The sequence below is a fragment of the Bradyrhizobium sp. AUGA SZCCT0158 genome (genome assembly GCF_018130065.1).
GTDB lineage: Bacteria > Pseudomonadota > Alphaproteobacteria > Rhizobiales > Xanthobacteraceae > Bradyrhizobium.
Genome location: NZ_JAFCME010000001.1, coordinates 527,158 through 548,365, shown reverse-complemented (window position 1 = coordinate 548,365; position 21,208 = coordinate 527,158). Strand labels below are relative to the sequence as shown.

Annotated in this window: 18 protein-coding genes; 10 read left to right on the top strand and 8 right to left on the bottom strand. The window is 60.2% G+C overall.

The window, feature by feature from the left end:
- Positions 1-100: 100 nt before the first annotated feature.
- From JQ574_RS02365 to JQ574_RS02345, 5 genes are all read right to left on the bottom strand, one after another.
- Positions 101-1,381, bottom strand: coding sequence for an ABC transporter substrate-binding protein (locus tag JQ574_RS02365; protein ID WP_212210106.1), 1,281 nt, complete (start codon positions 1,379-1,381; stop codon positions 101-103).
- A 54-nt stretch (positions 1,382-1,435) separates the two neighbouring features.
- Entirely contained in the window at positions 1,436-2,509 is a 1,074-nt protein-coding gene (locus JQ574_RS02360) for a branched-chain amino acid ABC transporter permease (protein WP_212210107.1), read from the bottom strand.
- 6 nt (positions 2,510-2,515) lie between these two features.
- Entirely contained in the window at positions 2,516-3,409 is an 894-nt protein-coding gene (locus JQ574_RS02355) for a branched-chain amino acid ABC transporter permease (protein ID WP_211997460.1), read from the bottom strand.
- A gap of 145 nt (positions 3,410-3,554) precedes the next feature.
- Positions 3,555-5,486 carry a long-chain fatty acid--CoA ligase gene (locus JQ574_RS02350; protein ID WP_212210108.1) on the bottom strand — a complete coding sequence of 644 codons (1,932 nt, stop codon included), beginning with the start codon at positions 5,484-5,486 and terminating at the stop codon, positions 3,555-3,557.
- Complete coding sequence (locus JQ574_RS02345) at positions 5,483-6,298, bottom strand: ABC transporter ATP-binding protein (protein ID WP_192737875.1); 816 nt, start codon at positions 6,296-6,298, stop codon at positions 5,483-5,485. Before JQ574_RS02345 ends, JQ574_RS02350 begins: the two co-directional genes overlap by 4 nt.
- 422 nt (positions 6,299-6,720) lie before the next feature.
- Between JQ574_RS02345 and JQ574_RS02340 the strand changes: the two genes are divergently transcribed.
- The 3 genes from JQ574_RS02340 to JQ574_RS02330 all read left to right on the top strand — a co-directional run bounded on the left by JQ574_RS02340 (position 6,721) and on the right by JQ574_RS02330 (position 9,720).
- On the top strand, positions 6,721-7,395 hold the full coding sequence (locus JQ574_RS02340) for a Crp/Fnr family transcriptional regulator (protein WP_192737874.1): 675 nt from the start codon (positions 6,721-6,723) through the stop codon (positions 7,393-7,395).
- Positions 7,396-7,697: 302 nt separating this feature from the next.
- Positions 7,698-8,783 carry a GDP-mannose 4,6-dehydratase gene (gene gmd, locus JQ574_RS02335; protein ID WP_212210109.1) on the top strand — a complete coding sequence of 362 codons (1,086 nt, stop codon included), beginning with the start codon at positions 7,698-7,700 and terminating at the stop codon, positions 8,781-8,783.
- Entirely contained in the window at positions 8,764-9,720 is a 957-nt protein-coding gene (locus JQ574_RS02330) for a GDP-L-fucose synthase (RefSeq protein WP_283813665.1), read from the top strand. Before gmd ends, JQ574_RS02330 begins: the two co-directional genes overlap by 20 nt.
- Positions 9,721-9,743: 23 nt before the next feature.
- Here JQ574_RS02330 and JQ574_RS02325 read toward each other — a convergent pair whose 3' ends face one another.
- Positions 9,744-10,589, bottom strand: coding sequence for a uroporphyrinogen-III synthase (locus JQ574_RS02325; protein WP_212383239.1), 846 nt, complete (start codon positions 10,587-10,589; stop codon positions 9,744-9,746).
- A gap of 140 nt (positions 10,590-10,729) precedes the next feature.
- Here JQ574_RS02325 and purU point away from each other — a divergent pair, with 140 nt between their 5' ends.
- On the top strand, positions 10,730-11,593 hold the full coding sequence (purU, locus tag JQ574_RS02320) for a formyltetrahydrofolate deformylase (protein ID WP_212210111.1): 864 nt from the start codon (positions 10,730-10,732) through the stop codon (positions 11,591-11,593).
- Positions 11,594-11,618: 25 nt separating this feature from the next.
- Here purU and JQ574_RS02315 read toward each other — a convergent pair whose 3' ends face one another.
- On the bottom strand, positions 11,619-12,506 hold the full coding sequence (locus tag JQ574_RS02315; RefSeq protein WP_212210112.1) for an SDR family oxidoreductase: 888 nt from the start codon (positions 12,504-12,506) through the stop codon (positions 11,619-11,621).
- Positions 12,507-13,019: 513 nt separating this feature from the next.
- Here JQ574_RS02315 and JQ574_RS02310 point away from each other — a divergent pair.
- The 5 genes from JQ574_RS02310 to asnB are packed head-to-tail and all read left to right on the top strand — an operon-like array spanning position 13,020 to position 19,116.
- On the top strand, positions 13,020-14,081 hold the full coding sequence (locus tag JQ574_RS02310; protein ID WP_212383237.1) for a Gfo/Idh/MocA family protein: 1,062 nt from the start codon (positions 13,020-13,022) through the stop codon (positions 14,079-14,081).
- The gene (locus JQ574_RS02305; protein ID WP_212210114.1) at positions 14,078-14,542 is read left to right on the top strand and encodes an acyltransferase; all 465 of its coding nucleotides are present in this window, start codon (positions 14,078-14,080) and stop codon (positions 14,540-14,542) included. Before JQ574_RS02310 ends, JQ574_RS02305 begins: the two co-directional genes overlap by 4 nt.
- Positions 14,543-14,573: 31 nt before the next feature.
- The gene (locus tag JQ574_RS02300; protein ID WP_212383235.1) at positions 14,574-15,674 is read left to right on the top strand and encodes a DegT/DnrJ/EryC1/StrS aminotransferase family protein; all 1,101 of its coding nucleotides are present in this window, start codon (positions 14,574-14,576) and stop codon (positions 15,672-15,674) included.
- Positions 15,675-15,726: 52 nt separating this feature from the next.
- Positions 15,727-17,271, top strand: coding sequence for a lipopolysaccharide biosynthesis protein (locus tag JQ574_RS02295; protein WP_212383233.1), 1,545 nt, complete (start codon positions 15,727-15,729; stop codon positions 17,269-17,271).
- A gap of 3 nt (positions 17,272-17,274) precedes the next feature.
- Positions 17,275-19,116 (top strand): asparagine synthase (glutamine-hydrolyzing), encoded by a 1,842-nt coding sequence (asnB, locus tag JQ574_RS02290; RefSeq protein WP_212383231.1) that lies wholly within the window; start codon positions 17,275-17,277, stop codon positions 19,114-19,116.
- A 92-nt stretch (positions 19,117-19,208) separates the two neighbouring features.
- Here the strand turns inward: asnB and JQ574_RS02285 are convergent, their stop codons facing one another.
- Positions 19,209-19,934, bottom strand: coding sequence for a bifunctional 2-polyprenyl-6-hydroxyphenol methylase/3-demethylubiquinol 3-O-methyltransferase UbiG (locus JQ574_RS02285; RefSeq protein ID WP_212294274.1), 726 nt, complete (start codon positions 19,932-19,934; stop codon positions 19,209-19,211).
- A gap of 182 nt (positions 19,935-20,116) precedes the next feature.
- On the opposite strand from JQ574_RS02285, the gene JQ574_RS02280 reads away from it, so the two are divergent.
- Positions 20,117-21,205, top strand: coding sequence for a glycosyltransferase (locus JQ574_RS02280; protein WP_212383229.1), 1,089 nt, complete (start codon positions 20,117-20,119; stop codon positions 21,203-21,205).
- Positions 21,206-21,208 lie beyond the last annotated feature (3 nt).

The window sequence follows — 21,208 nt, the reverse complement described above, 5'->3', positions numbered from 1 at the left end:
CACGTCTTCTGTCGCCAACTGAAAGTCAGACGTGGATGGCCGGGACATCTAGCGCGAAGACGCGCTTCGCGCTTTCGCCCGGCCATGACGTCTGTGTAGCTTACCAGCCCAGCCATTCGGCCTTGCGCGGCAGGTCGATGACCTTCACCTTGTCGAGCTTGATCGCGCCGTTCTTGACGAGGTCGTTGAGCGGCGCGTCGGTCGCACCGGTGACCTTCATCCGGTAAAGATCGACCTTGAGCGTGCCGCGGTGGTCCTTGTCGGTCCAGGTTGACGGATTGCAGACGCCGTCCATGCCGGCCGGCACCCAATCCTTCTTCTGGTAGAAGCCCTTCTTGACGTTCTCACCGGTGGCGCCGCCGTTCTTGGCGGCCCATTCGACGGCTTCCTTCATGTAGAGCGCGGTGCAGACGCCGGCGATGTAGTGGACCGGACGATAGGCGGTTCCGCCCGCGTCGGACATCTTGGAGATGTCCATCACGGTTTTCATGCCGGGGGCGTTGCCGCCCCAGGCCACGGCGGTGCGCAGCGGAAACACCACGCCGTCGGCGGCGGCGCCGGCGGCCTTGGCGGCATTCTCGTCCATGCCCCAGACGTTGCCGAGGAACTGGACGTCGACGCCGGCGGCCTTGCAGGCGTTCAGGACCGAGATGTTCGAGCCTGCGGTGTTGCCGAGGTAAGCGTAGTTGGCGCCGGAGCTCTTCAAGGTCAGGCACTGCGCGCTGTAGTCACCCGGCGTCAGCGCGAACACGATCGGCGGCAGCAGCTCGAAGCCGAGTTCAGCCGCGATGGCTTCACCCGCGGCCTTGGGCGCGTTCGGATAGGGATGGTTGGCGCCCATATGGACGAATTTCGGCTTGCCCGGCTTGCCCTTGGCCTTCCAGTCTTCGGCAGCCCAAGTCAGCATGCCGCGAACGGCATCCGAATAGCTTGGGCCATAGAAGAAATTATAGGGTGCGGGCTTGGCCTTGCCGCCGGCGCCGGTCGGGTCCGAAAGCGCTGCGGCGTAGGATGCCGAGATGTCGGGGATCTTGTCTTCGGCGAGGAAGCCGGTGAGGGCTTCGGTGTCGGCGGTGCCCCATCCGAGAATGGCCGCAACCTTGTCGGCGCCCGACCATTTCTTGTACTGGGCGATCGCGCGCGGCACCTGATAGCCGTAGTCGACGGTATCGACCTTGACCTGGGTGCCGTTGATGCCGCCGGTCTTGTTGATCCAGGCATAGGTGTCGGCGACGCCCTGTCCGAACGGCGTTCCGACGTCGGACGTGGCGCCCGAATAATCGGCAAGATGGCCCAGCGAGATCGGGGCTTGCGCGCTGGCTGAAGTAGCGCCGAGCAGGAGCGCAAGCGAAGCGGTGCTCAATAAAATCTTCATCGTCATTATACTTCCTCCGGTCTTTTGTTGAGGTCTTTTGTCGTCGGTCCCGTTCCTACCTCAATGCGAGAACGGGTAGAGTTTCCAGTAAGCCTTGATGCGTCGCCAGCGGTGCGCGAGTCCGTCTGGTTCAAAGACCAGAAAGATAATGATGATGATGCCGATGGCCATCTCGCGCAGGAAAGCGATGTTGTTCTTCAGTCCGAGGAACTGGTCGATCGGGCTGTCGCGCAGCGCGACGCTGAGCCATTCCATCGATTCGGGCAGCAGCACCATGAAGGCCGTGCCCATCAGCGTGCCCATGACCGAACCGATGCCGCCGATGATGATCATCGCGAGAAAAATGATCGAGCGGTCGATGCCGAAACCTTCGTTGGAGACCACCTGGTTGTAATGCGCATAGAGCGCGCCGCCGACGCCGGCAAAGAAGGCGGCGAGGCCAAACGACAGCGTGCGGTACTTGGTAAGGTTGATGCCCATGATCTCGGCGGAGAGATAATGATCGCGCACCGCGACGAGTGCGCGGCCGTCGCGCGAACGGATCAAATTGGTCACCAGGAGATAACAGACGATGACGTAAGCGAGCACGACGTAGAAGTATTTCTTGTCGCCGCGCAGCGAGTAGCCGAAGATCGAGAACGGCTCCGCGCTCGCAGGCACGCTGCCGCCGGTGAACCATTCGGCGCGCGCAAAGAAATCCAGCAGGATGTATTGCGCGGCCAGCGTTGCGATCGCGAGATAGAGTCCCTTCAGGCGCGCCGCGGGCAGCCCGAAGATCAGGCCGACCGCTGCCGTAACCACGCCCGCGAGCGGAATGCAGAAGAACACCGGGATGCCGAACCGGTTCGACAGATAGGCGGAGGTAAAGGCGCCGAATCCGAAGAAGGCGGCATGGCCGATCGAGATCTGTCCGGTGAAGCCGACCACGATGTTGAGGCCGAGGGCCGCGATGCCGAAGATGCCGATCTGGATCAGCAGGCTGAGGGTGTATTCGTTGAGGACATGCGGCGCAAAGCAGATCAGGATGATGCCGACGATCATCGCGTTGCGGCTGGTCCTGGTCGGAAACACGGTGGTATCCGCCGCATAGGTGGTGCGGAAATCGCCGGCGGGGATCAGGGTCTGGGTTGCCATGATGGATTACACCCGCTCGATGTCTTTGGTGCCGAACAGGCCATACGGCTTGATCATCAGGATAATGATCAACGCATAGAACGGCGCGATTTCGTACAGATTGCCCCAGTGCAGATACTCGCTGTCGAGGAAGTGCGCGAAGTTCTCCAGGAGGCCGATGATGATGCCGCCGAGCACGGCGCCACCGACGCTGTCGAGGCCGCCGAGGATCGCGGCCGGAAACACCTTGACGCCATAGGCCGAAAGTCCGGCTGAGACGCCGTTGACGACCGCCACCACGACGCCGGCCACCGCTGAAACCGTTGCCGAGATCGCCCAGGCCATCGCGAACACGCTCTTCACGGAAATGCCGAGCGACTGCGCCACCTGCTGGTTGAACGCGGTGGCGCGCATCGCGAGGCCGTATTTGGACAGGCGGAAGAACCAGGCCATGCCCACCATCATCGCCAGCGACACCGCAAGGCTCATCAAATAGACGGTCTGCACCTGCAGTCCGAGGATGTTGACGTTCTGGGTGGTGAAGACCCGCGGAAACGGCTGCAGATTGACGCCGAACATCCATTTCATCAGCGCGGAGAACACGGTGGACAGCGCAATCGTCACCATGATCACCGAGATGATGGGTTCACCGACCATCGGGCGCAGGATCACCACCTGGATGGCGATGCCGAACAGGAACATGAACACCAGCGTGATCGGCATGCCCAGATAGAACGGCACCTGGTATTTCGTAAGCAGCCACCAGCACACCCAGGCGCCAATCAGCAGCAACTCGCCTTGCGCGAAATTCACCACCTGGGTGGCCTTGTAGATCAGCACGAACGACATCGCGACCACGCCATAGAGCGTGCCGACCACGAGGCCGTTGACCAGAAGCTGGATCAGGAGCTGGGTGTTCATGCGGTCTCACCGGACTTGCAGTTCGTCATCGCCGGGCTTGACCCGGCGATCCATCGACTAAAAGGGCTCTTCGGAAGAAGATGGATGCACGGGTCAAGCCCGCGCATGACGACCAGATTTGCGGCGCCATTGAATGACAACATCTTCATTCCGCGGCCTCCGCGAGCGGTGCGTTGGTGCCGAGATCGACCACCCGCAGCGTGGTGCGGATGCGCTGGGTGGTGCCGTCCTGGAAGCGGATCACGGTGTCGACGGGAATGTCGCGCTTGCCGCCATAGATCGCGTCGATGATCCCGGCATATTTCTCGTTGATGACGCTGCGGCGAACTTTGCGGGTGCGGGTGAGTTCGCCGTCGTCGGCGTCGAGTTCCTTGTAGAGCAGCAGGAAGCGCGAGATGCGCTGCGCCGGCGGCAGCGTGGCGTTGACGGATTCGACCTCCTTGCGCACCAGTTCATACACTTCGGAGCGCGAGGAGAGGTCGGTGTAGGTCGTGAACGAGATGCGGTTCTTCTCCGCCCATTTCGAAATGATCGAGTAGCGGATGCAAATCATCGCGGCCAGCGCGTCGCGGCCGGCGCCGAGCACGACGGTCTCGGCGATGTAGGGCGAGAACTTCAGCTTGTTCTCGAGATATTGCGGCGAGAAGCGTTCGCCGCGCGAAGTCTCGGCGAGGTCCTTGATGCGGTCGATGACCACCAGCTGCCTGTTGTCGTTGAAATAACCGGCATCGCCGGAATGCATCCATCCATCCTTCATGTCGGCGGCGGAGGCTTCCGGATTCTTGTAATAGCCGAGGTACATGTTGGGATGACGCACCACGATTTCGCCGACGCCGTTGACGTCGGGGTTGTCGACGCGAATCTCGATGTCGGATGCCATCGGCACGCCCGTCGTGTCAGGATCGACCTTGCCGGCCGGATGCAGTGTGTAGGCCCCCAACAATTCGGTCTGGCCGTAGAGCGTGCGCAACGGCACACCCATGGCCTGGAAGAATTTGAACGTATCCGGCCCGAGCGCCGCGCCGCCGGTGGCGGCCGAGCGCAGCCGCGTGAAACCGAGGCGGTCGCGCAAGGCGCGGAACAGCAACTGGTCGGCGAGCAGGGACTGCTTGCCGTCGGCCAGCGCCGCCAGGCCCGCCTTCATGCCGAGGTCATAGAGCTTTTGCTTGAGCGGCGAGGAGTCCATCACGCCGGCACGGACATCGGCCGCGATCGATTCCCAGACCCGCGGCGCGAACAGCACGAAGGTCGGCGCGATCTCGCGGAAATCGTGCATCATGGTCTCAGGCTCTTCGACGAAGTTGACCTTCATCCGGCAGAGCAGCCCTTTGCCGAGGGCGTAGACCTGTTCCATGATCCAGGGCAGCGGCAGCACCGAGACGTATTCGTCATCCGGCCCCTTTGGATCGAAGCTGAGATACGTCGCGCAATGCCTGAGCACCCGCCCGGCGGCCAGCATCGCGAGCTTGGGATTGGCCGTGGTGCCCGACGTGGTGCAGAGGATCGCGACATCCTCGCCTTTTGTGGCGTCGACCAGGCGATCATAGAGGTCGCTCTCGCGCGCGGCGCGGTCGCGCCCCATCGCGACAAGTTTTTCCGCTTCCATCAGGCGCGGGTCGTCGTATTTCCGCATGCCGCGCGGATCGGAATAAATGATGTGCTTGAGGTTGGGCACGCGCTCAGCAAGTGCCAGCAGCTTGTCGACCTGTTCTTCGTCCTCGGCGAACACCAGTTTGGCTTCGCCATAGCTCAACAAGTAAGCGGCTTCCTCATCCAGCACGTCGCGATAGAGGCCAAGGCTCATGCCGCCGATGGCGTGCGTGGCGATCTCGGCGGCCATCCAGTCCGGCCTGTTGTCGCCGATGATGCCGATGACGTCGCCGCGTCCGAGCCCGAGTTCGACCATGCCGAGCGCGAAATCATGCACCCGGGTCTGGTAGTCGTTCCAGGTGAAGACGCGCCACAACCCGAAATCCTTTTCGCGCAGCGCGATCTCGCCCGCGTGCTCCTTGGCGTTGAGGCGGAGCAGCTTCGGATAGGTGTCGGCCTTTGCGGCGCGTCCGGCGTAATCCATCATGCCGCGCTCTCCGCCGGGGTGTCGTCCGGATCGACCAGAGCTTCGTCCTCTTCACCGAGATAAGCGCGTTTGACATGGGGATCGGCCAGCACGGCGGCAGGGTCGCCCTCGGCGATCTTGCGGCCGAAATCCAGCACCATGACGCGGTGGGAGATATCCATCACCACGCCCATGTCATGTTCGATCATCATCACCGTCATGCCGAACTCTTCGTTGAGATCGACGATGTAGCGCGCCATGTCTTCCTTCTCTTCGAAGTTCATGCCGGCCATGGGTTCATCGAGCAAAATGAGTTGCGGCTCCAACGCCATGGCGCGCGCCAGTTCGACGCGCTTGCGCAAGCCGTAGGGTAGGGTGCCGGCGGTCGCCTTGCGCACCGACTGCAGGTCGAGGAAGTCGATGATCTCCTCGACCTTGCGGCGGTGCTCGAGTTCCTCGCGCCGCGCGCCGGTCAGCCAGTACAGCGATCCCGTGATGAAATTGTTCTTCAGCAAATGGTGCCGCCCGACCATGATGTTGTCGAGCACGCTCATATGGTGGAACAGCGCCAGGTTCTGGAAGGTGCGGCCGATGCCGAGCCGGGGCCGCGCGTTGGGATTGAGACCTGTGATGTCCTGGCCGCGATAGAACAGCTGGCCTTCGGTCGGCTTGTAGCGACCCGAAATGCAATTGACGATAGAGGTCTTGCCGGCGCCGTTCGGGCCGATGATCGAAAACAATTCGCCATCGTTAACGCCGAAGCTGACTTCGGTCAGCGCGCGGACGCCGCCAAAGCGCAACGACACGCCGCGCACTTCCAACGTGTAAGCCACTCATTTCCTCCAGATACGGCGCTTAGGCAGCGCTCTTTATCTCTATCTCTTCGTTCAATCGCTCTCGCGATCCTACATCGGCGGCTATTGCGAGGCCATCCGACTAATGCCGAGCGCCGCGAGGCGTTCGACCTGCCGGTTGGCAGGAATACATGCGCGGTAACGCCGCACCCGCAAGTCCCGACCGCTCCCGCGCCTCGTCCGATCGCCCGGTTGGGCCATCAGCCGGCTGATGCGAGGTGGCCCTCAATAGTGGAAAGCGTTGCGTTGAAATGTCATGTGCCTGACAATTGGTCAGCAATTTTCGATCGTGTCGTCATGCGGCAGGTTTCCGCTCCCATGGAGCCTGGTAGGGACTTGGGGTTGTTGTTGCGGCGCAATATGATGAAGGCAAAGGTCGCAGGCGATGAGTCGATGAGATCATGATTGCCCCGGATTCCCTGAAACGCATCGCGTCCTGGTCACGCGAGCTGAACGAACGTGAGATCGACATCGCGCGCGCCGGCATCGTCGAAAAATCCTACCGCGCTAATGAATTCATCTTCATGCGCGGCGACCCCTTCGAATACTGGACCGGCGTTGTCACGGGTCTTGCCCGGATGGGGATCGTATCCCGCGGCGGCAAGGCCGCCAGCTTTGCCGGCCTGACGGCAGGCGCCTGGTTTGGCGAAGGCTCCGTGCTCAAGAACGAGCCCCGGCGCTACGACGTGGTGGCGTTGCGCGACACGCGTCTGGCGATGATGAACCGAACGACCTTCATCTGGCTGTTCGAGAACAGCGTCGGATTCAATCGCTTCCTGGTCCGGCAACTCAACGAGCGTCTGGGGCAGTTCATCGGGCTGCTCGAATACGGCCGCACGCTGGACGCGACCGCGCGCCTGGCGCGTTCAATCGCCTCCCTGTTCAATCCCATTCTGTATCCCGACCTCACGCCCCATCTGGAGATCACGCAGGAGGAAATCGGGGCGTTGTCGGGTATCTCCCGGCAAAATGCCAACCAGTGTCTGAAGCGGTTGGAGAAGGAAGGCCTGCTCCGGCTGGAATATGGCGGCGTGACCATCATCGATCTCGATCGGTTGCGCCGCTATGGCGAGTGACGCCGGAAATCCGCGCACCGGGTCGTGTTTTTAACTGGAATAGGTTTATCGGGTGGGCCAGCCCGCACCGGGCGCCTAAAGGTCTGATTTCAAACGGTTTTAGGATTAGACTCCGCCGGGGCCGGATGCTATGGCCTGCGCCGCGTGGTTGAAGCCCCTTGCGCGTCCGGTTCGGCTGGGCTGGGGCTGCGAGGGGCTTTGCCGGCCCTGCGGACTGTAGCCGGAAGGGTTGGGGTGTCCGGCGACCGGGGCTTACGGGCGTTCGCGCTGCCTTGAGGCGGCGCCGGGGTGTTGGAGAGAATATGGCGGCTCAAGATTCGAAGCAGCGCGTCGCGCTGATTACGGGCGTCACCGGCCAGGACGGTGCCTATCTGGCCGAGTATCTACTTGGTCTCGGTTACACCGTGCACGGCATCAAGCGCCGCTCGTCCTCGTTCAATACGGCGCGGGTCGACCATCTCTACCAGGACCCGCACTCCGGCAACGTGCCGTTCCTGATGCATTACGGCGACATGACCGACTCCACCAATCTGATCCGGCTGATGCAGCAGATCAGGCCAACGGAGATCTATAACCTCGCCGCGCAAAGCCATGTCGCCGTCAGCTTCGAGAGCCCGGAGTATACCGCCAATGCCGACGGCATTGGCGTTCTGCGCCTGCTCGAGGCGATCCGGATCCTCGGCATGGAAAAGGAAACGCGGTTCTACCAGGCGTCGACTTCGGAGCTCTACGGCCTGGTTCAGCAAGTGCCGCAGAAGGAAACCACACCGTTCTATCCGCGCTCGCCCTACGCCGTTGCCAAGCTCTATGGCTACTGGATCACGGTGAATTACCGCGAGGCCTATGGCATGTTCGCCTGCAACGGCATCCTGTTCAATCATGAAAGCCCAATCCGTGGCGAAACATTCGTGACGCGCAAGATCACGCGCAGCGTGGCCCGGATCGAGGCCGGCCTCGAGGAAGTGGTGCATCTCGGAAATCTCGAGGCCAAGCGCGACTGGGGTCATGCGCGCGATTACGTCGAAGGCATGCACAAGATCCTGCAGGTCGATGTAGCAGACGATTTCGTGCTTGCGACCGGAGAGACCCGCTCGGTACGCGAATTCGTCGAACTGGCGTTCGCGGAAGTGGGCCGCACCATCGAATGGCGCGGCGCGGGGGTCGATGAGCAAGGCATCGACAAGAAGTCCGGCAAGATCGTCGTGCGCATCGATCCGATGTATTTCCGGCCGACCGAAGTCGATCTCCTGATCGGCGATGCCAGCAAGGCGCGGGAGAAACTCGGCTGGAAGCCGAAGACGCCGTTCGCCCAGTTGGTCAAGGAAATGGTCGCAGGCGATCTTGCGGCCGCAAGACGAGAGGTTGCCAATGGCAAGAGTTCCGTTTGAGCTGAAGGGCAAGACGGTTTTCGTCGCCGGGCACCGCGGCATGGTCGGGGCGGCGCTGGTGCGCCGGCTCGTACAGGAAGACGTCGAACTGCTGACGATCGCGCGCGCCGAAGTCGATCTGCGCGACCAAGCCGCGGTCAACCAATGGTTCGCCGCCAAGCGCCCGCAAGCAGTGTTTCTGGCGGCGGCAAAGGTTGGCGGCATCGTCGCGAACAACACGCTGCGGGCCGAATTCCTCTACGACAATCTGGTGATCGCGACCAACGTCATTCACGCTGCCCATGTCAACGCGACCGAGAAACTGATGTTCCTCGGCTCCTCCTGCATCTATCCCAAGCTGGCCCCGCAGCCGTTGCACGAAGATTCCATGCTGACGGGACTGCTGGAGCCGACCAACGAACCCTACGCGATTGCCAAGATCGCGGGGATCAAGATGGTCGAAGCCTATCGGAGCCAGTATGGCTCCGATTTCATCAACGTGATGCCGACCAATTTGTACGGCCGCGGCGACAATTATCATCCCGAATACAGCCACGTCGTCGCTGCCTTGATCCGCCGCTTCCACGAGGCGAAGGTTTCGGGCGCCAGGAACATCGTGGTCTGGGGCACCGGCACGCCGCGGCGGGAATTCCTCTATGTCGATGATCTTGCCGACGCCTGCATCCATTTGATGAAAACCTATTCCAGCGGCGAGCTCGTCAACATCGGCCTCGGCGACGACATCACCATCGCCGAATTCGCCCGGCTCGTTGCCGCGACCGTCGGCTATACCGGCGAGATCAGTTACGATACTTCGCGGCCCGACGGGACGCCGCGCAAATTGCTCGATAGCGGCCGGCTCGCCAAGCTCGGCTGGCGCGCCAGCACCACGCTCGAGGACGGCCTCAAGCTCGCCTATCAGGCCTATCTGAACGAATCCAAGCAAGCGGCCGAGTGATTTCCGTCGTTGCGACGATGCGGCTAGTTCGCAGCCGTCGCACGCGGCGGGGTCTTGCCGAGCGCCGCCGCCATTGCCGATATCAGCGGCCTCATGAAGTAGGCATCGTCGGCCGGCGAAATATCGGCGCGCAGCCCGTGGGATTTCAGTTCGTCGGAAACCACGGGTCCCACGGAAGCAATCGGCGTACGCGCCAGCCCCTCGCGCAACCGCGCTTCACAGCCACGCGCCCGCGCGACTTCGACGAGGCGGCGGACCTGGCCCAGATTGGTCAGCGCGATCGCGTCGATGCGGCCCTCGGCCATCTCGTCGATGGCGGTGACGATGTTGGCGTCGGCGGCCTGCGCGTCATACACATAGGGCAGCACGGTATCGACCTCGGCGCCCTGCGCCTTGATCGCGCCGATCAGGACGCTGTGATCCTTGTCCGGGTAGAGCTGCAGGCCGAGGCGGTGGCCGTACAGGTCGATGCGCGACAGCATCTCGGCGATGCCTTCGGAGGTCGGCTTCTCCGTCGTCATCTGCGGCTCCAGCCCGATTTCGCGCAGCGCCCGGCCTGGTTTGGGGCCGCGCGCGAATTTGCGGGCCTTGCCGAGCGCCGCCACGAATTCTTCCTCGAGACCGATGCGGCGCACGACTTTCATCAGGCGGCGGAGGCCTTCGCCGGTCATCAGCACCAGATCGTCGAACGGCTTGTCGACGCACCGCTTGATCCAGGCCTCGATCGGCGCCGGATCGGGCGCGTCGTGAATGGTGAACATCGGACATTGCAGCACGTCCGCGCCCTGCTCGGTAAGCAGGCGGGAAAACTGCGCTTCCTCGCGCGTTTCCAGGATCAGGATACGGTAGCCGTTCAGTCTATCAGCCATGGCCTCGCTCCAACGCCGATCGTTGTGCTTTGTTCATCATGACCCCGGTTTCCGGATTGGCGCAAGCCGGTTGGTGGTGATAGAGGAGGGCGCTAACAAGTGTTCCACGCCTCTGCCTGAATTGTAGTCAAGTCCGCGCCATGCCCGACCATCAGTTCGTCCTCACTCTATCCTGCCCCGACCGCCCCGGCATCGTCTCCGCGGTGTCGACCTTTCTCGCCCATAACGGGCAGAACATTCTGGACGCCCAGCAGTTCGACGATATCGAAACCAAAAAATTCTTCATGCGGGTGGTGTTCACCGCCGCGGACCTCGCGGTCGAACTGGCGGCGTTGCAGACCGGCTTTACCGCGATCGCCGACCGCTTTGGCATGGACTGGCAGATGCGCGATCGCGCCAACCGCCGCCGGGTGATGTTGCTGGCTTCCAAATCGGATCATTGCCTGGTCGATATCCTCTATCGGTGGCGCACCGGCGAACTTCAGATGATCCCGACCGCGATCGTCTCCAATCATCCGCGTGAGACCTATGACAATCTCGATTTCGGCAAGATCCCGTTCCACTATCTGCCGGTCACCAAGGAGACCAAGCGCGAACAGGAACAGGCGGTCCTGAAACTGGTGCAGGACAGCGGCACCGACCTCGTGGTGCTGGCGCGCTATATGCAGATTCTCTCGGATGAGATGTCAGAAGCGCTTTCGGGCCGCTGCATCAATATCCACCACTCGTTCCTGCCGGGCTTCAAAGGCGCTCGGCCCTATCACCAGGCGCATGAGCGCGGCGTCAAACTGATCGGCGCGACCGCGCATTATGTGACGCGCGACCTCGATGAAGGCCCGATCATCGATCAGGACGTCGAGCGCATCAGCCACCGCGATACGCCGGAAGATCTCTCGCGCAAGGGCCGCGATATCGAGCGGCGCGTGCTGGCCCGCGCGATACGCCATCACCTCGAGGATCGTGTGATCCTCAACGGTCGGAAGACCGTGGTATTTGGCGACTGATGAGCGAGCTATCCGGCCACTCGACCTAGTCGAAGACCGGAAAGAAATTTCTCGGCTTCCATCCGAAGTCGCGTACCGCAGGCGTTGAATCGAAGGCCATATCTTTCATCATCCGGATGCCCATCGCGGCGTTAGCGCTTGGGAACAACGGCTTGGCGACGACAAATCCTGCCCGCCACAAGACAGGTGGTATTGAGAGTGTCCGTCGCGGCAGCCGCATGCCGTCAAAAATTCGACCGATCATCTCGCGGTAGGTGAGGGTTTCGCCGCCGGGCAACGAGTATATCTGGTTCGCCGCAGCTTGACTCAATGCTGCAGAGACCGCGCCGATGGCCAAGTCTTCCGCATGCACAGGCTGCCGTAAACCCTGCGCTCCCCCGACAAGGGGCATGAAGCCAAATCTCCGAATAAGCCGCGACAGCGGCGTAATATTGCGATCCCGCCCTTCGGCATAGATGAGTGTCGGCCGCAAAATTGTCCATTCAACGCCGGCCTGTGAGCAGATACTGGCGATGTTGCGCTCCGCTTCGGCCAGCCTGGTCAAGGTTGCTCGTTCGGAAGCAATCTCGCTGTCAATCTTGGTAATGACGCTTGTCGAGGTGAAGACAACAATTCGTTTTAGGGAAGGATTCAATAGATAGGGGAGAGCGCTGCACAACAGTGCAGCACTTGCCGTGCAAAACAGGGTCGTAAATTCTGGAAACTTGAAAGCTTCAGGTTTTTCAAGGTCACCTAAAAACCAGTCGATTCCCGTCCCATCCTGCGGGGCCCTTGACAAGGCAAGGGGTCGTTGACCGCCGCGGACCAGGCGTTCAACGATGTAGCCGCCGACAAGGCCGGTGGCTCCTATAACCAGACTCTTCGTCTCAGTTTTGTTGTGTTCAGCTGGTTCATCCAATCCTAGCAAGTTCATACCGCTCCCAGAAGTCAGGCACCCGCGACCGGCCGATGGTCGAGAGTTATCTCCGTTGTTCCGCTCTTCAGCCGGTATAGACCGGTCACATTTCGCGGCATAGGGCGGAAGGAGCGATCCAGGCTTGAAATCGCGTCAGCGATAGAGTTACGCAATTAATACAACTTAAAGATGTTATGAGGAACCTTCGTACAGGAGCGGTGTGGCGTGGTATAATGAGACCGTTGTTGCGCTTGCCCCATGGCGCGTCGGCAGGTTGCCAAAGGTGCCTTGCGTCGCAGGTCCTTCGCCCATCCGATGTCGGTGCGGTCACGCCTGGCCCGAGCCGCAATTCTGCAACCAGGAGCCTCAAAGCAATGCAAGCTGTTGAAAAACATAGCGGCTTCGGCTATCCGAAGAAAATGGTTCGGCGGGGTGGGCAAGTTGATTTTGCGATGCCCGCGTCGCACGGGATCGAATAGCCCAAAATTGACTTCGAAAGCTCTTCGTGGCGAACCGCAAATTGGGTGATCAGTGATCAAATTTGGCTTGCTGGGGTGCGGGCGTATCGCAAAGCGTCACGCTGATCTACTTGGCGGCGGCCATATCGCTGGGGCCAAATTGGTTGCAGTCTGCGACGTCGTGCGCGAGCGGGCCGACAAGGTCGCCTCGCGGTTTGGCGTGCCGGCCTTCTACAGCATTGATGAATTTCTGAACCACAAGGATATGCAGGCGGTTTCGGTGCTGACGCCCAGCGGGATGCATCCCGCTCACGCCATTGCCGCTGCCAAGGCCGGCAAGCATGTCATCGTCGAAAAGCCGATGGCGCTCCGGCTCGAAGACGCCGATGTCATGATGAACGCCTGCGATGCTGCCGGCGTCAAGCTGTTCGTGGTGAAGCAGAACCGGTTCAATGTCCCCGTGATAAAGGCTCGCGAAGCGCTCGAGGCCGGTCGCTTCGGACGCTTGATCCTGGGAACCGTAAGGGTGCGCTGGTGTCGTGATCAGGCCTATTACGATCAGGATAAATGGCGTGGAACCTGGGCATACGACGGAGGCGTTCTGGCCAACCAGGCAAGTCACCATGTTGATATGCTCGAGTGGTTCTTCGGCGACGTGGTCAGCGTACACGCCCGGGCGGCAACCGCGCTGGTGAACATCGAAGCCGAAGACACTGCAGTGGCGACGCTCAAGTTCAAGAACGGTGCGCTCGGAATCATCGAGGCGACAACGGCAGTCAGGCCAACGGATCTCGAAGGCTCGTTGTCAATACTCGGTGAGGGGGGAGCCGTTGAAATTGCGGGATTTGCCGTCAACAAGATCCGGCACTGGCAGTTCTCAAAGGAGCTTGATTCAGACAGAGAGGTTATTGAAAGGTTCTCGGTTAATCCGCCAAACGTCTATGGTTTTGGCCACCAGGCCTATTACGAACATGTCGTCAAATGCCTCAACGATCAGAGTCCCGCGCTTGTCGATGGCCTTCAGGGTCGCAAGAGCCTTGAACTGATATCTGCGCTGTATGAATCCATCGAGACCGGCAAAGAAGTTTCTTTAAAGTTTGCCCCGCAATTATGCCGCCTCGGCGAACTGCCATGAATGAGCCCGAAATCCGACAGGTGGGCGTGCGTGACGTGGTATTCGGTGCTCGCGTCAGCATCGTCGAGCCGTGCAATCTTTACGGTTGCGAAATTGGCGACGATTGCTTTATCGGTCCCTTCACCGAAATCCAGAAATCAGTACGGATTGGATCGCGAACGCGCGTTCAGTCCCATGCGTTTGTTTGCGAGCTTGTCACGATCGGCGACGATTGCTTCATCGGTCACGGGGTGATGTTCATCAACGACACGTTTTCGACGGGTGGCCCGGCGCGAGGCCGCAAAGAGTTGTGGCGCCATACGAAAATCGGAAATCGCGTATCGATCGGATCGGGAGCGTCAATTCTTCCGGTTGAGATCTGCGACAATGTCGTGATCGGGGCTGGCGCGGTCGTTACCAAGGACATTACGTTGCCCGGATCCTACGCCGGAAATCCGGCGCGTCTGATTCGGCGCCATTGACAGCGACTGGTTCGAAATGAGGCTCCATCCCATGGCCGTGCCCTACGCCGACCTCCATCTGCAATATGAGAGCATCAAGTCGGAAATCGATGCCGCGATCGCCGCCGTCATTCGTGACAGCTCCTTCATACGTGGTCCATATGTCGACAATTTCGAAACTGCGTTTGCGGCCGCCGTCGGCGCCCCCCATTGCGTGTCTTGCGCAAACGGCACGGACGCTCTTTACATCGCGATGCGGGCTTTGGGAGTTTCGCCCGGCGATGAGGTGATTACGACCGCGTGGTCCTGGATCAGCACATCGGCCATGATTACGCATGCCGGCGCGAACGTCGTCTTTTGTGACACTGACGCCGGCACCTATACGATCGATCCGGCCGCGATCGAAAATGCCATTACGCCGCGGACGGTGGGAATCATTCCAGTCCACCTTTACGGTCAGCCGGCCGACATGGACGCGATCATGCAGATCGCGCGTCGACACAAACTGTGGGTGATCGAAGATTGCGCTCAGGCTCATCTGGCCGAATACCGAGGCCAACAAGTCGGCACGTTCGGGGACGCTGCGACCTATTCGTTCTATCCCGGGAAAAATCTCGGAGCGATGGGAGACGCTGGCGCAGTTGTTACCGGTCGCCCGGATCTTGCCGAACGAATGGCAGTGTTGGCGCGACACGGTGGCCTTGTCAAACATCAGCATCGCATCGAGGGGATCAACAGTCGTCTCGACGGCATGCAGGCCGCTATTCTTTCGGCAAAGTTGCCGCATCTCACTCGGTGGACGCAGGCTCGGCAGGCGGCGGCAATGGTCTATGATGCCGGCCTCAATCAGATCGAAGACATTGTTGTCCCGCAGGTCGCTCCGGATCGCACCCATGTGTATCATCTTTATACCATCCAGCATCCGGAACGCGACAAGCTCGCCGCCCACCTGAGCGCAAACAACGTGCAAACCGCCGTCAACTACCCGGTGGCTCTTCCGTTTTTGGAGGCCTATGGACGATTGGAGCATCGTCCAGAGCAGTTTCCGAATGCGCATCGGGCTCAAAGCCGGATCTTGTCGTTGCCGATGTTTGCGGAGATCACGGCGCCGCAACAGAAGACCGTGGTCGATCTCATTCGCGCCTTCGGTTAGTCGTGCTGCGTGGTGCAGGCGATATCGATTATGAAATGGCTGCGCATTTCTCATGAAAAGCGGTTCCCGACTGCTGGCAAATTCGACCTGGAATGCCATGGCATTCCTCGTCAGCGTCGGGTTGAACTTGCTGATCCTGCCGTTTGTCGTCGGTAGGTTGGGCGTTGCATCCTTCGGGGTGGCGGGGCTTGTCGTCGCCACCATTGCGCCAGCGCTCATTTTCAGCGGCTCTCTCGCCATGATGTCGACGCGCGAATTTGCCCGAACGCTCGCCACGGCAGCGCGCCATGAGACCCGACAGTTTTTTGCAACCGCCATGTTTCTCAGCCTGGCGGTCGGAATTCCACTTGTGAGCCTTTTCTGGCTCGTCGGCCCGGCCTTTGCGCAGCGCGTTTTTCAGCTGGGCGGTGACCTGGTGGACGATCTTTTCGCTGCGTTCGCTTTCGGTGCGGTGGGGTGGCTTTTTCAGTGCATCGCCGGCGTGTGTCTGGCGCTGTTCACGGCCCATCAAGATTACGCACGGCTGGCTCTCGTGAGCGTCGCAGGCAGCGTGGCGTCGACACTTTCAATGCTTCTGTTGATCCCGCACTGGCCGCAGGCGTCGACTTTCGTGGCCTGTCAAATGATCGGTTTTGCAGTCAATTTGCTGCTGTCGATGGTGCTGGCGCGGCTGCTGTGCCCGGATGTGGTGGCGTTTCCGGCGCTGCATTCCAGATCACTGGTAACTCTCCTGCACATCGGCAAATGGCAGGCGCTGGCGCAGGGCGGTGGATTGGTCGCCGGACAGGCAGAACGCTATTTGCTCGGCATGTTTCTTCAGCCGCAGCACGTCGGATACTATTCGATCGCGCTGCGCGCGGAGGAAGCAATTTACATTGGTGTTCTCAAGATCGGCGAGATTCTGTTTCCATTCTTCAGTGCATTGCAGGGCGAGAGCGACGAGCGCGTCGGCGACCTGTTTTTTCGTGCATCATGGATACTGAACGTGCTGGCCGTAACGGTGCTCGGAGCTCTCATTCCTGTGGCTGGTAATGTGCTGTACCTGTGGACCGGCCCGGAAGTTGCCGCCGAAGGCCAGCGCGTGCTGATCGTACTGGCTCTGGCAGGCATCCTTGGCAGCGGCACCAACGTTTTCACATTCTATCTCATGGCGAAGGGCAGGACACGCGCGAACGCCGCGATATCGCTGGTCACCGCGCTATTCACCCTCGGAACCAGTGCGGTGGCGCTTCCCTATTTTGGATGGCCGGCGGCGGGTTGGAGTGCATGTGCCGGCGCACTGGCCCAGATGGTTTTCATGACGCTGCTGCTGCGGCGGAGTTTCGCCTTGCCGGATATCGGGTTGCGGGTTTGGCATTTTGTCCTGATGCCGATTGGAGTAGGGGTCGTCGGTGCAATCCTGTTGCGGGTCTGGATTACGACCTATGGGATAGATCAGGGTGCCGCTTTGTGGGAGGTTGCCGGCTATTACGTTCTTTCGGCCGCGGCGATCCTGATGGCGGTCATTGCCGTTTCCAGCATCGGCCCCTACGGAGCAATTTGCCGGCGGGATCTGTATCGCATCGTAACGCGGTTTCTTCCCGCGCGGAGCTTCTGATTCATGTGCGGTATTGCTGGTATCGTCGATCTGCGCGGCGAAGCTGTCACTCCATCTGCCATCGAGAAAATTACCGGTCTGATCGCTCACCGCGGTCCCGATGGTGCGGGATTCTGGTTCAGCGATGACAAGCGGATCGCGCTCGGACATCGGCGTTTAGCGATTATCGACCCCGGCGCCCGTGGCGATCAGCCGATGCATTCGGGGGATGGCCGTTTTGTCATCGTCTATAATGGCGAGGTCTACAATTTCCTCGAATTGCGGGCAGAGTTGCAAGCTGCGGGCGTCCCGTTCCGCACCGAGTCCGATACCGAAGTTATCCTCGCCGCCTGGCAGGCGTGGGGACCGGACATGCTCCTGCGCTTCAACGGAATGTGGGCACTGGCGATCGCGGACAAGGTATCTGGCGACGTTTTCCTCGCCCGCGACCGGTTCGGCATCAAACCATTGCTTTATTCGATCTCGGACGGCCGCCTGGTGTTTGCGTCGGAAATGCGCGCCATTGTTCGATCCGGATTGGTGCCTACCGACATTGATGCAGATGCTGCGCGCCGGATCATGGTCGATGCCTTTGGCATAGAGGGAAGCGAGCGGACCCTGCACCGGGAAATCAAGCGGTTGCAGGGAGGGCACCATCTTTGGATCAGGGGCGGCCGTACCAGCGTTACGCGTTGGTGGCGTACGCTGGATCATCTGCCTCAGTTACCCTCCACTGAGGCCGAGCGGGTCGAACGTTTCGGACAGATTTTTCGAGATGCCGTGGCTTTGCGCATGCGCAGTGACGTGCCGATTGGCACCTGCCTGTCCGGCGGATTCGATTCCTCTGCCATCATTTGCACGATGTCCGAAGCCGAGAAGAAGGGGATGGGGCCGCGTGGCAATCATGCCTGGCGGCACGCCTTTGTCGCGTCGTTTCCGGGATCCCCCAACGACGAGCGACCACAGGCCGAGGAAGCCGCTGCCTGGGCAGGTGTTGAGCCCACGATACTGCAGATCGGTGATGACGACGCCTTGCGGGATTTCGATCGTGTGCTCGAAGACATGGACGAGGTCTACATTGGTCTGCCAACTGCCGTCTGGTTGATCTATCGGGAACTGCGTCGCCAGAAAGTGCTTGTTTCGCTCGATGGCCATGGTGCCGATGAATTGATGGGGGGCTATCTGCAGGCGGGTGGTACGGGGGCGTTTTGGATGCGTAACGTTGTTTCTGGCATCATGGAGCGCTGGCGGTTTTTGTCAAACGCCGTGGATTTCGCGCGCGCGGCACTACTCAAGCGACGAGGCCATTTTTTTCTGCGAGGCGGGCTTTCCTCGCTGCCGCGGGGATTCGCGGTGGTTGGCGATGAGGACCATTTGCCGACCGAGTGGGGTTCCTTCAATCGCAGGCTCTATCGTATGCTCCATGGAACCGTTCTGCCGACAATCCTGCGCAACTTCGATCGCCTGTCGATGGCGCACGGGATCGAAGTGCGGATGCCTTTTCTGGATTGGCGGCTGGTGACCTATGCGGTTGCTCTTCCGGAAGAAGCCAAGTACGCCGACGGATACTCGAAGTTGATTGCGCGTCGAGCCATGGCCGGCTGCATGCCGGAATCAATCCGGACCGCAAAGCGCAAAATCGGCTTCAATTCGCCGATGCCGGAATGGTTGAACGGTCCGCTTTCTTCCTGGACCGCATCCTTGCTGGCAAAGAAGGTTGAGGCCTTCACGGAACTGGTTGATGAACCGGCGTTCGAGAAGGCAGTTTTGAAGTTGAATCGTGACAGGTCTTGGGATTGGGAGTCGGCGGGACGAATTTGGCCCTATCTCCATATGAAATGGGTACTGGCTCGCCTGCCGGGATGACGTTTTTAAAGAGAATAGTATTTCCAATCCCCTCACTCCTGCTCGTTTCTTCTCGGATTGTGGAATTCTGTCGGCTCCCCCGGTACTGAAGTCTATTTAGCCAACACCATCAGCGACCAGCCTCCCAAAATACGGGCGGCAAGAGCCGGCGAGACTTTTGATAACAGCGCGCGCGGCAGCTTCATCAGGTTGGTGCGTAACCTGCCGCTATCAAGTTCAACTGCTCGCGCGGTGAAATCGGTGTCGATTATTTCGTAGCCGCAATACCTGATGGTCTCGATCGCGGTTTCCTTGGTGAAATAGTGCAGGTGCCCCACGCGCCGCCGCGCGTCCAGCAGCGTATCTCTCCGCGCCACCGCGAAGACCGATAGATCCAGCGGGATATGAAAAATCTTGTAATCAGCGTAGCTGCGGATCGATTTGATGAACCCGATATAGTCGTCGACATGCTCGAATACATCAATGCACAGCAGGGCGTCGAAGTGGACGTTTTCGTCCAGCATATTAGTGTTGACGTAGTGTAAGCCGGGACGTTCGCGCTTTCGCGCCAGCTCGAAGGCTTGCCCGGACATCTCATAGCCGACGAAAGTGCTTTCGGGCAGAAGGGTCTTGAGCTGCACCAGGATCTCGCCCGCGCCGCAGCCAATTTCTGCAATCCGGGACGGATTGAGATTGTTCCTGCGCAGGGTGCTGCATATCTTGGCGGCCTTCCAGGCTGAATCCTCGGCATGCCAAGTGGGATTGTGCGCGAGATACTCCGCGTTGGAATAGATCGACTCTGTTTCGATCTGGTGGCCCACGGTATTCTTGTTGCTCATACGCTATTCCGGTCTCGCATACCCGCCGCCTGAAGCGAGAACTGGCCTATTTCGCAGCAGCACATGGGGGTGTCAACTGTGGGCGAACCAATGGTCGGTTGGGCGTCTGAGCTACAGACGCGTTGAGTGTTGTTATTCGTGTGCAGTTTGCTATCTCATGGCATCCTTTGGCGGACCCTTGAATGCGGTTATTTCAGAATAGCGCTCTTTACCCATCTTACCTGCAGCATTTTGATGGTCTTGCGGCCGGGGCCGTTAGCTTCGACGATCGACTGCGCGTGTTCCTGGACGACAGGTTCGGTGTGTTGCATTTCCTCCAGCCGGTCATTGACCGATCGCCCGATGCATTCTTTACCAATGCCAATGACAAGACGCTGCAGACGTACTGGGCGCGCGAGCACGGGATGGCGTCGGCGAGCGCGCCGGAGGACATTCTCCTGGCGCAGATCGAGCATCATCGCGCTGAGGTGTTCTACAATCTGGATCCGATCCGCTACAGCAGCAGCTTTGTTCGCAAGCTGCCCGGGTGTGTAAGAAGAGCCGTATGCTGGCGTGCTGCGCCATCGGGTGGTGTCGATCTGTCGGCCTACGATGCCGTGGTCAGCAATTTCCCCTCCATTCTTGATGACTGGCGACGGAAAGGCTGCAATGTTGCGCCGTTTTTTCCGGCGATTGACCCGCTGATGGATAAGTATGGTCGCGGCGACCGACCTATCGACGTGTTGTTCGTTGGCGGTTACTCGCGACACCATTCGCGTCGTGCGGCCATTTTGGAGCGGGTCGCTGCACTCGCCGTGAGACGGAACGTGGTGTTCTGCCTTGACGCATCGCGTCTGACGCGGCTCGCCGAGACCGCGCTCGGGTTCTTGCCGCCCCTGAAGAAGCATCGCCGACCTCGCGCGATATCGAAAATTGCCAAGCCGCCGGTCTTCGGACGGCAGCTCTATGATCTCATCGGGCGATCCAAGATCGTGCTCAACGGCGCGATCGATATGGCGGGAGCGGATCGTGGCAATATGAGATGCTTCGAGGCCATGGGATGCGGTGCCTTGCTGGTGTCGGATGACGGGCGGTACCCAGAGGCGATGGAACCTGGCGTCACAATCGCGACCTATGGCTCGCCCGAGGAAGCGCTTACCCTCATTGAGGAGCGGCTGGCGGACTGTGATGAATCGTCGAGGATTGCCTCGCTCGGTCGCGAAAGGGTCACCGCCTCTTACAGTAAGCCATTGCAATGGAAGAGCTTTGTTGATCTCGTCGGGCGGTTATGATCG

Coding starts and splice junctions, on each gene's coding strand:
- JQ574_RS02325 (WP_212383239.1), bottom strand. CDS start 10,589: ATGGCTGATAGACTGAACGGCTACCGTATCCTGATCCTGGAAACGCGC.
- JQ574_RS02305 (WP_212210114.1), top strand. CDS start 14,078: ATGAATGAGCCCGAAATCCGACAGGTGGGCGTGCGTGACGTGGTATTC.
- JQ574_RS02295 (WP_212383233.1), top strand. CDS start 15,727: ATGAAAAGCGGTTCCCGACTGCTGGCAAATTCGACCTGGAATGCCATG.
- asnB (WP_212383231.1), top strand. CDS start 17,275: ATGTGCGGTATTGCTGGTATCGTCGATCTGCGCGGCGAAGCTGTCACT.
- JQ574_RS02340 (WP_192737874.1), top strand. CDS start 6,721: ATGATTGCCCCGGATTCCCTGAAACGCATCGCGTCCTGGTCACGCGAG.
- JQ574_RS02365 (WP_212210106.1), bottom strand. CDS start 1,381: ATGACGATGAAGATTTTATTGAGCACCGCTTCGCTTGCGCTCCTGCTC.
- JQ574_RS02330 (WP_283813665.1), top strand. CDS start 8,764: ATGGCAAGAGTTCCGTTTGAGCTGAAGGGCAAGACGGTTTTCGTCGCC.
- purU (WP_212210111.1), top strand. CDS start 10,730: ATGCCCGACCATCAGTTCGTCCTCACTCTATCCTGCCCCGACCGCCCC.
- JQ574_RS02315 (WP_212210112.1), bottom strand. CDS start 12,506: ATGAACTTGCTAGGATTGGATGAACCAGCTGAACACAACAAAACTGAG.
- JQ574_RS02350 (WP_212210108.1), bottom strand. CDS start 5,486: ATGATGGATTACGCCGGACGCGCCGCAAAGGCCGACACCTATCCGAAG.
- JQ574_RS02285 (WP_212294274.1), bottom strand. CDS start 19,934: ATGAGCAACAAGAATACCGTGGGCCACCAGATCGAAACAGAGTCGATC.
- JQ574_RS02280 (WP_212383229.1), top strand. CDS start 20,117: ATGCGGTTATTTCAGAATAGCGCTCTTTACCCATCTTACCTGCAGCAT.
- JQ574_RS02360 (WP_212210107.1), bottom strand. CDS start 2,509: ATGGCAACCCAGACCCTGATCCCCGCCGGCGATTTCCGCACCACCTAT.
- gmd (WP_212210109.1), top strand. CDS start 7,698: ATGGCGGCTCAAGATTCGAAGCAGCGCGTCGCGCTGATTACGGGCGTC.
- JQ574_RS02355 (WP_211997460.1), bottom strand. CDS start 3,409: ATGAACACCCAGCTCCTGATCCAGCTTCTGGTCAACGGCCTCGTGGTC.
- JQ574_RS02300 (WP_212383235.1), top strand. CDS start 14,574: ATGGCCGTGCCCTACGCCGACCTCCATCTGCAATATGAGAGCATCAAG.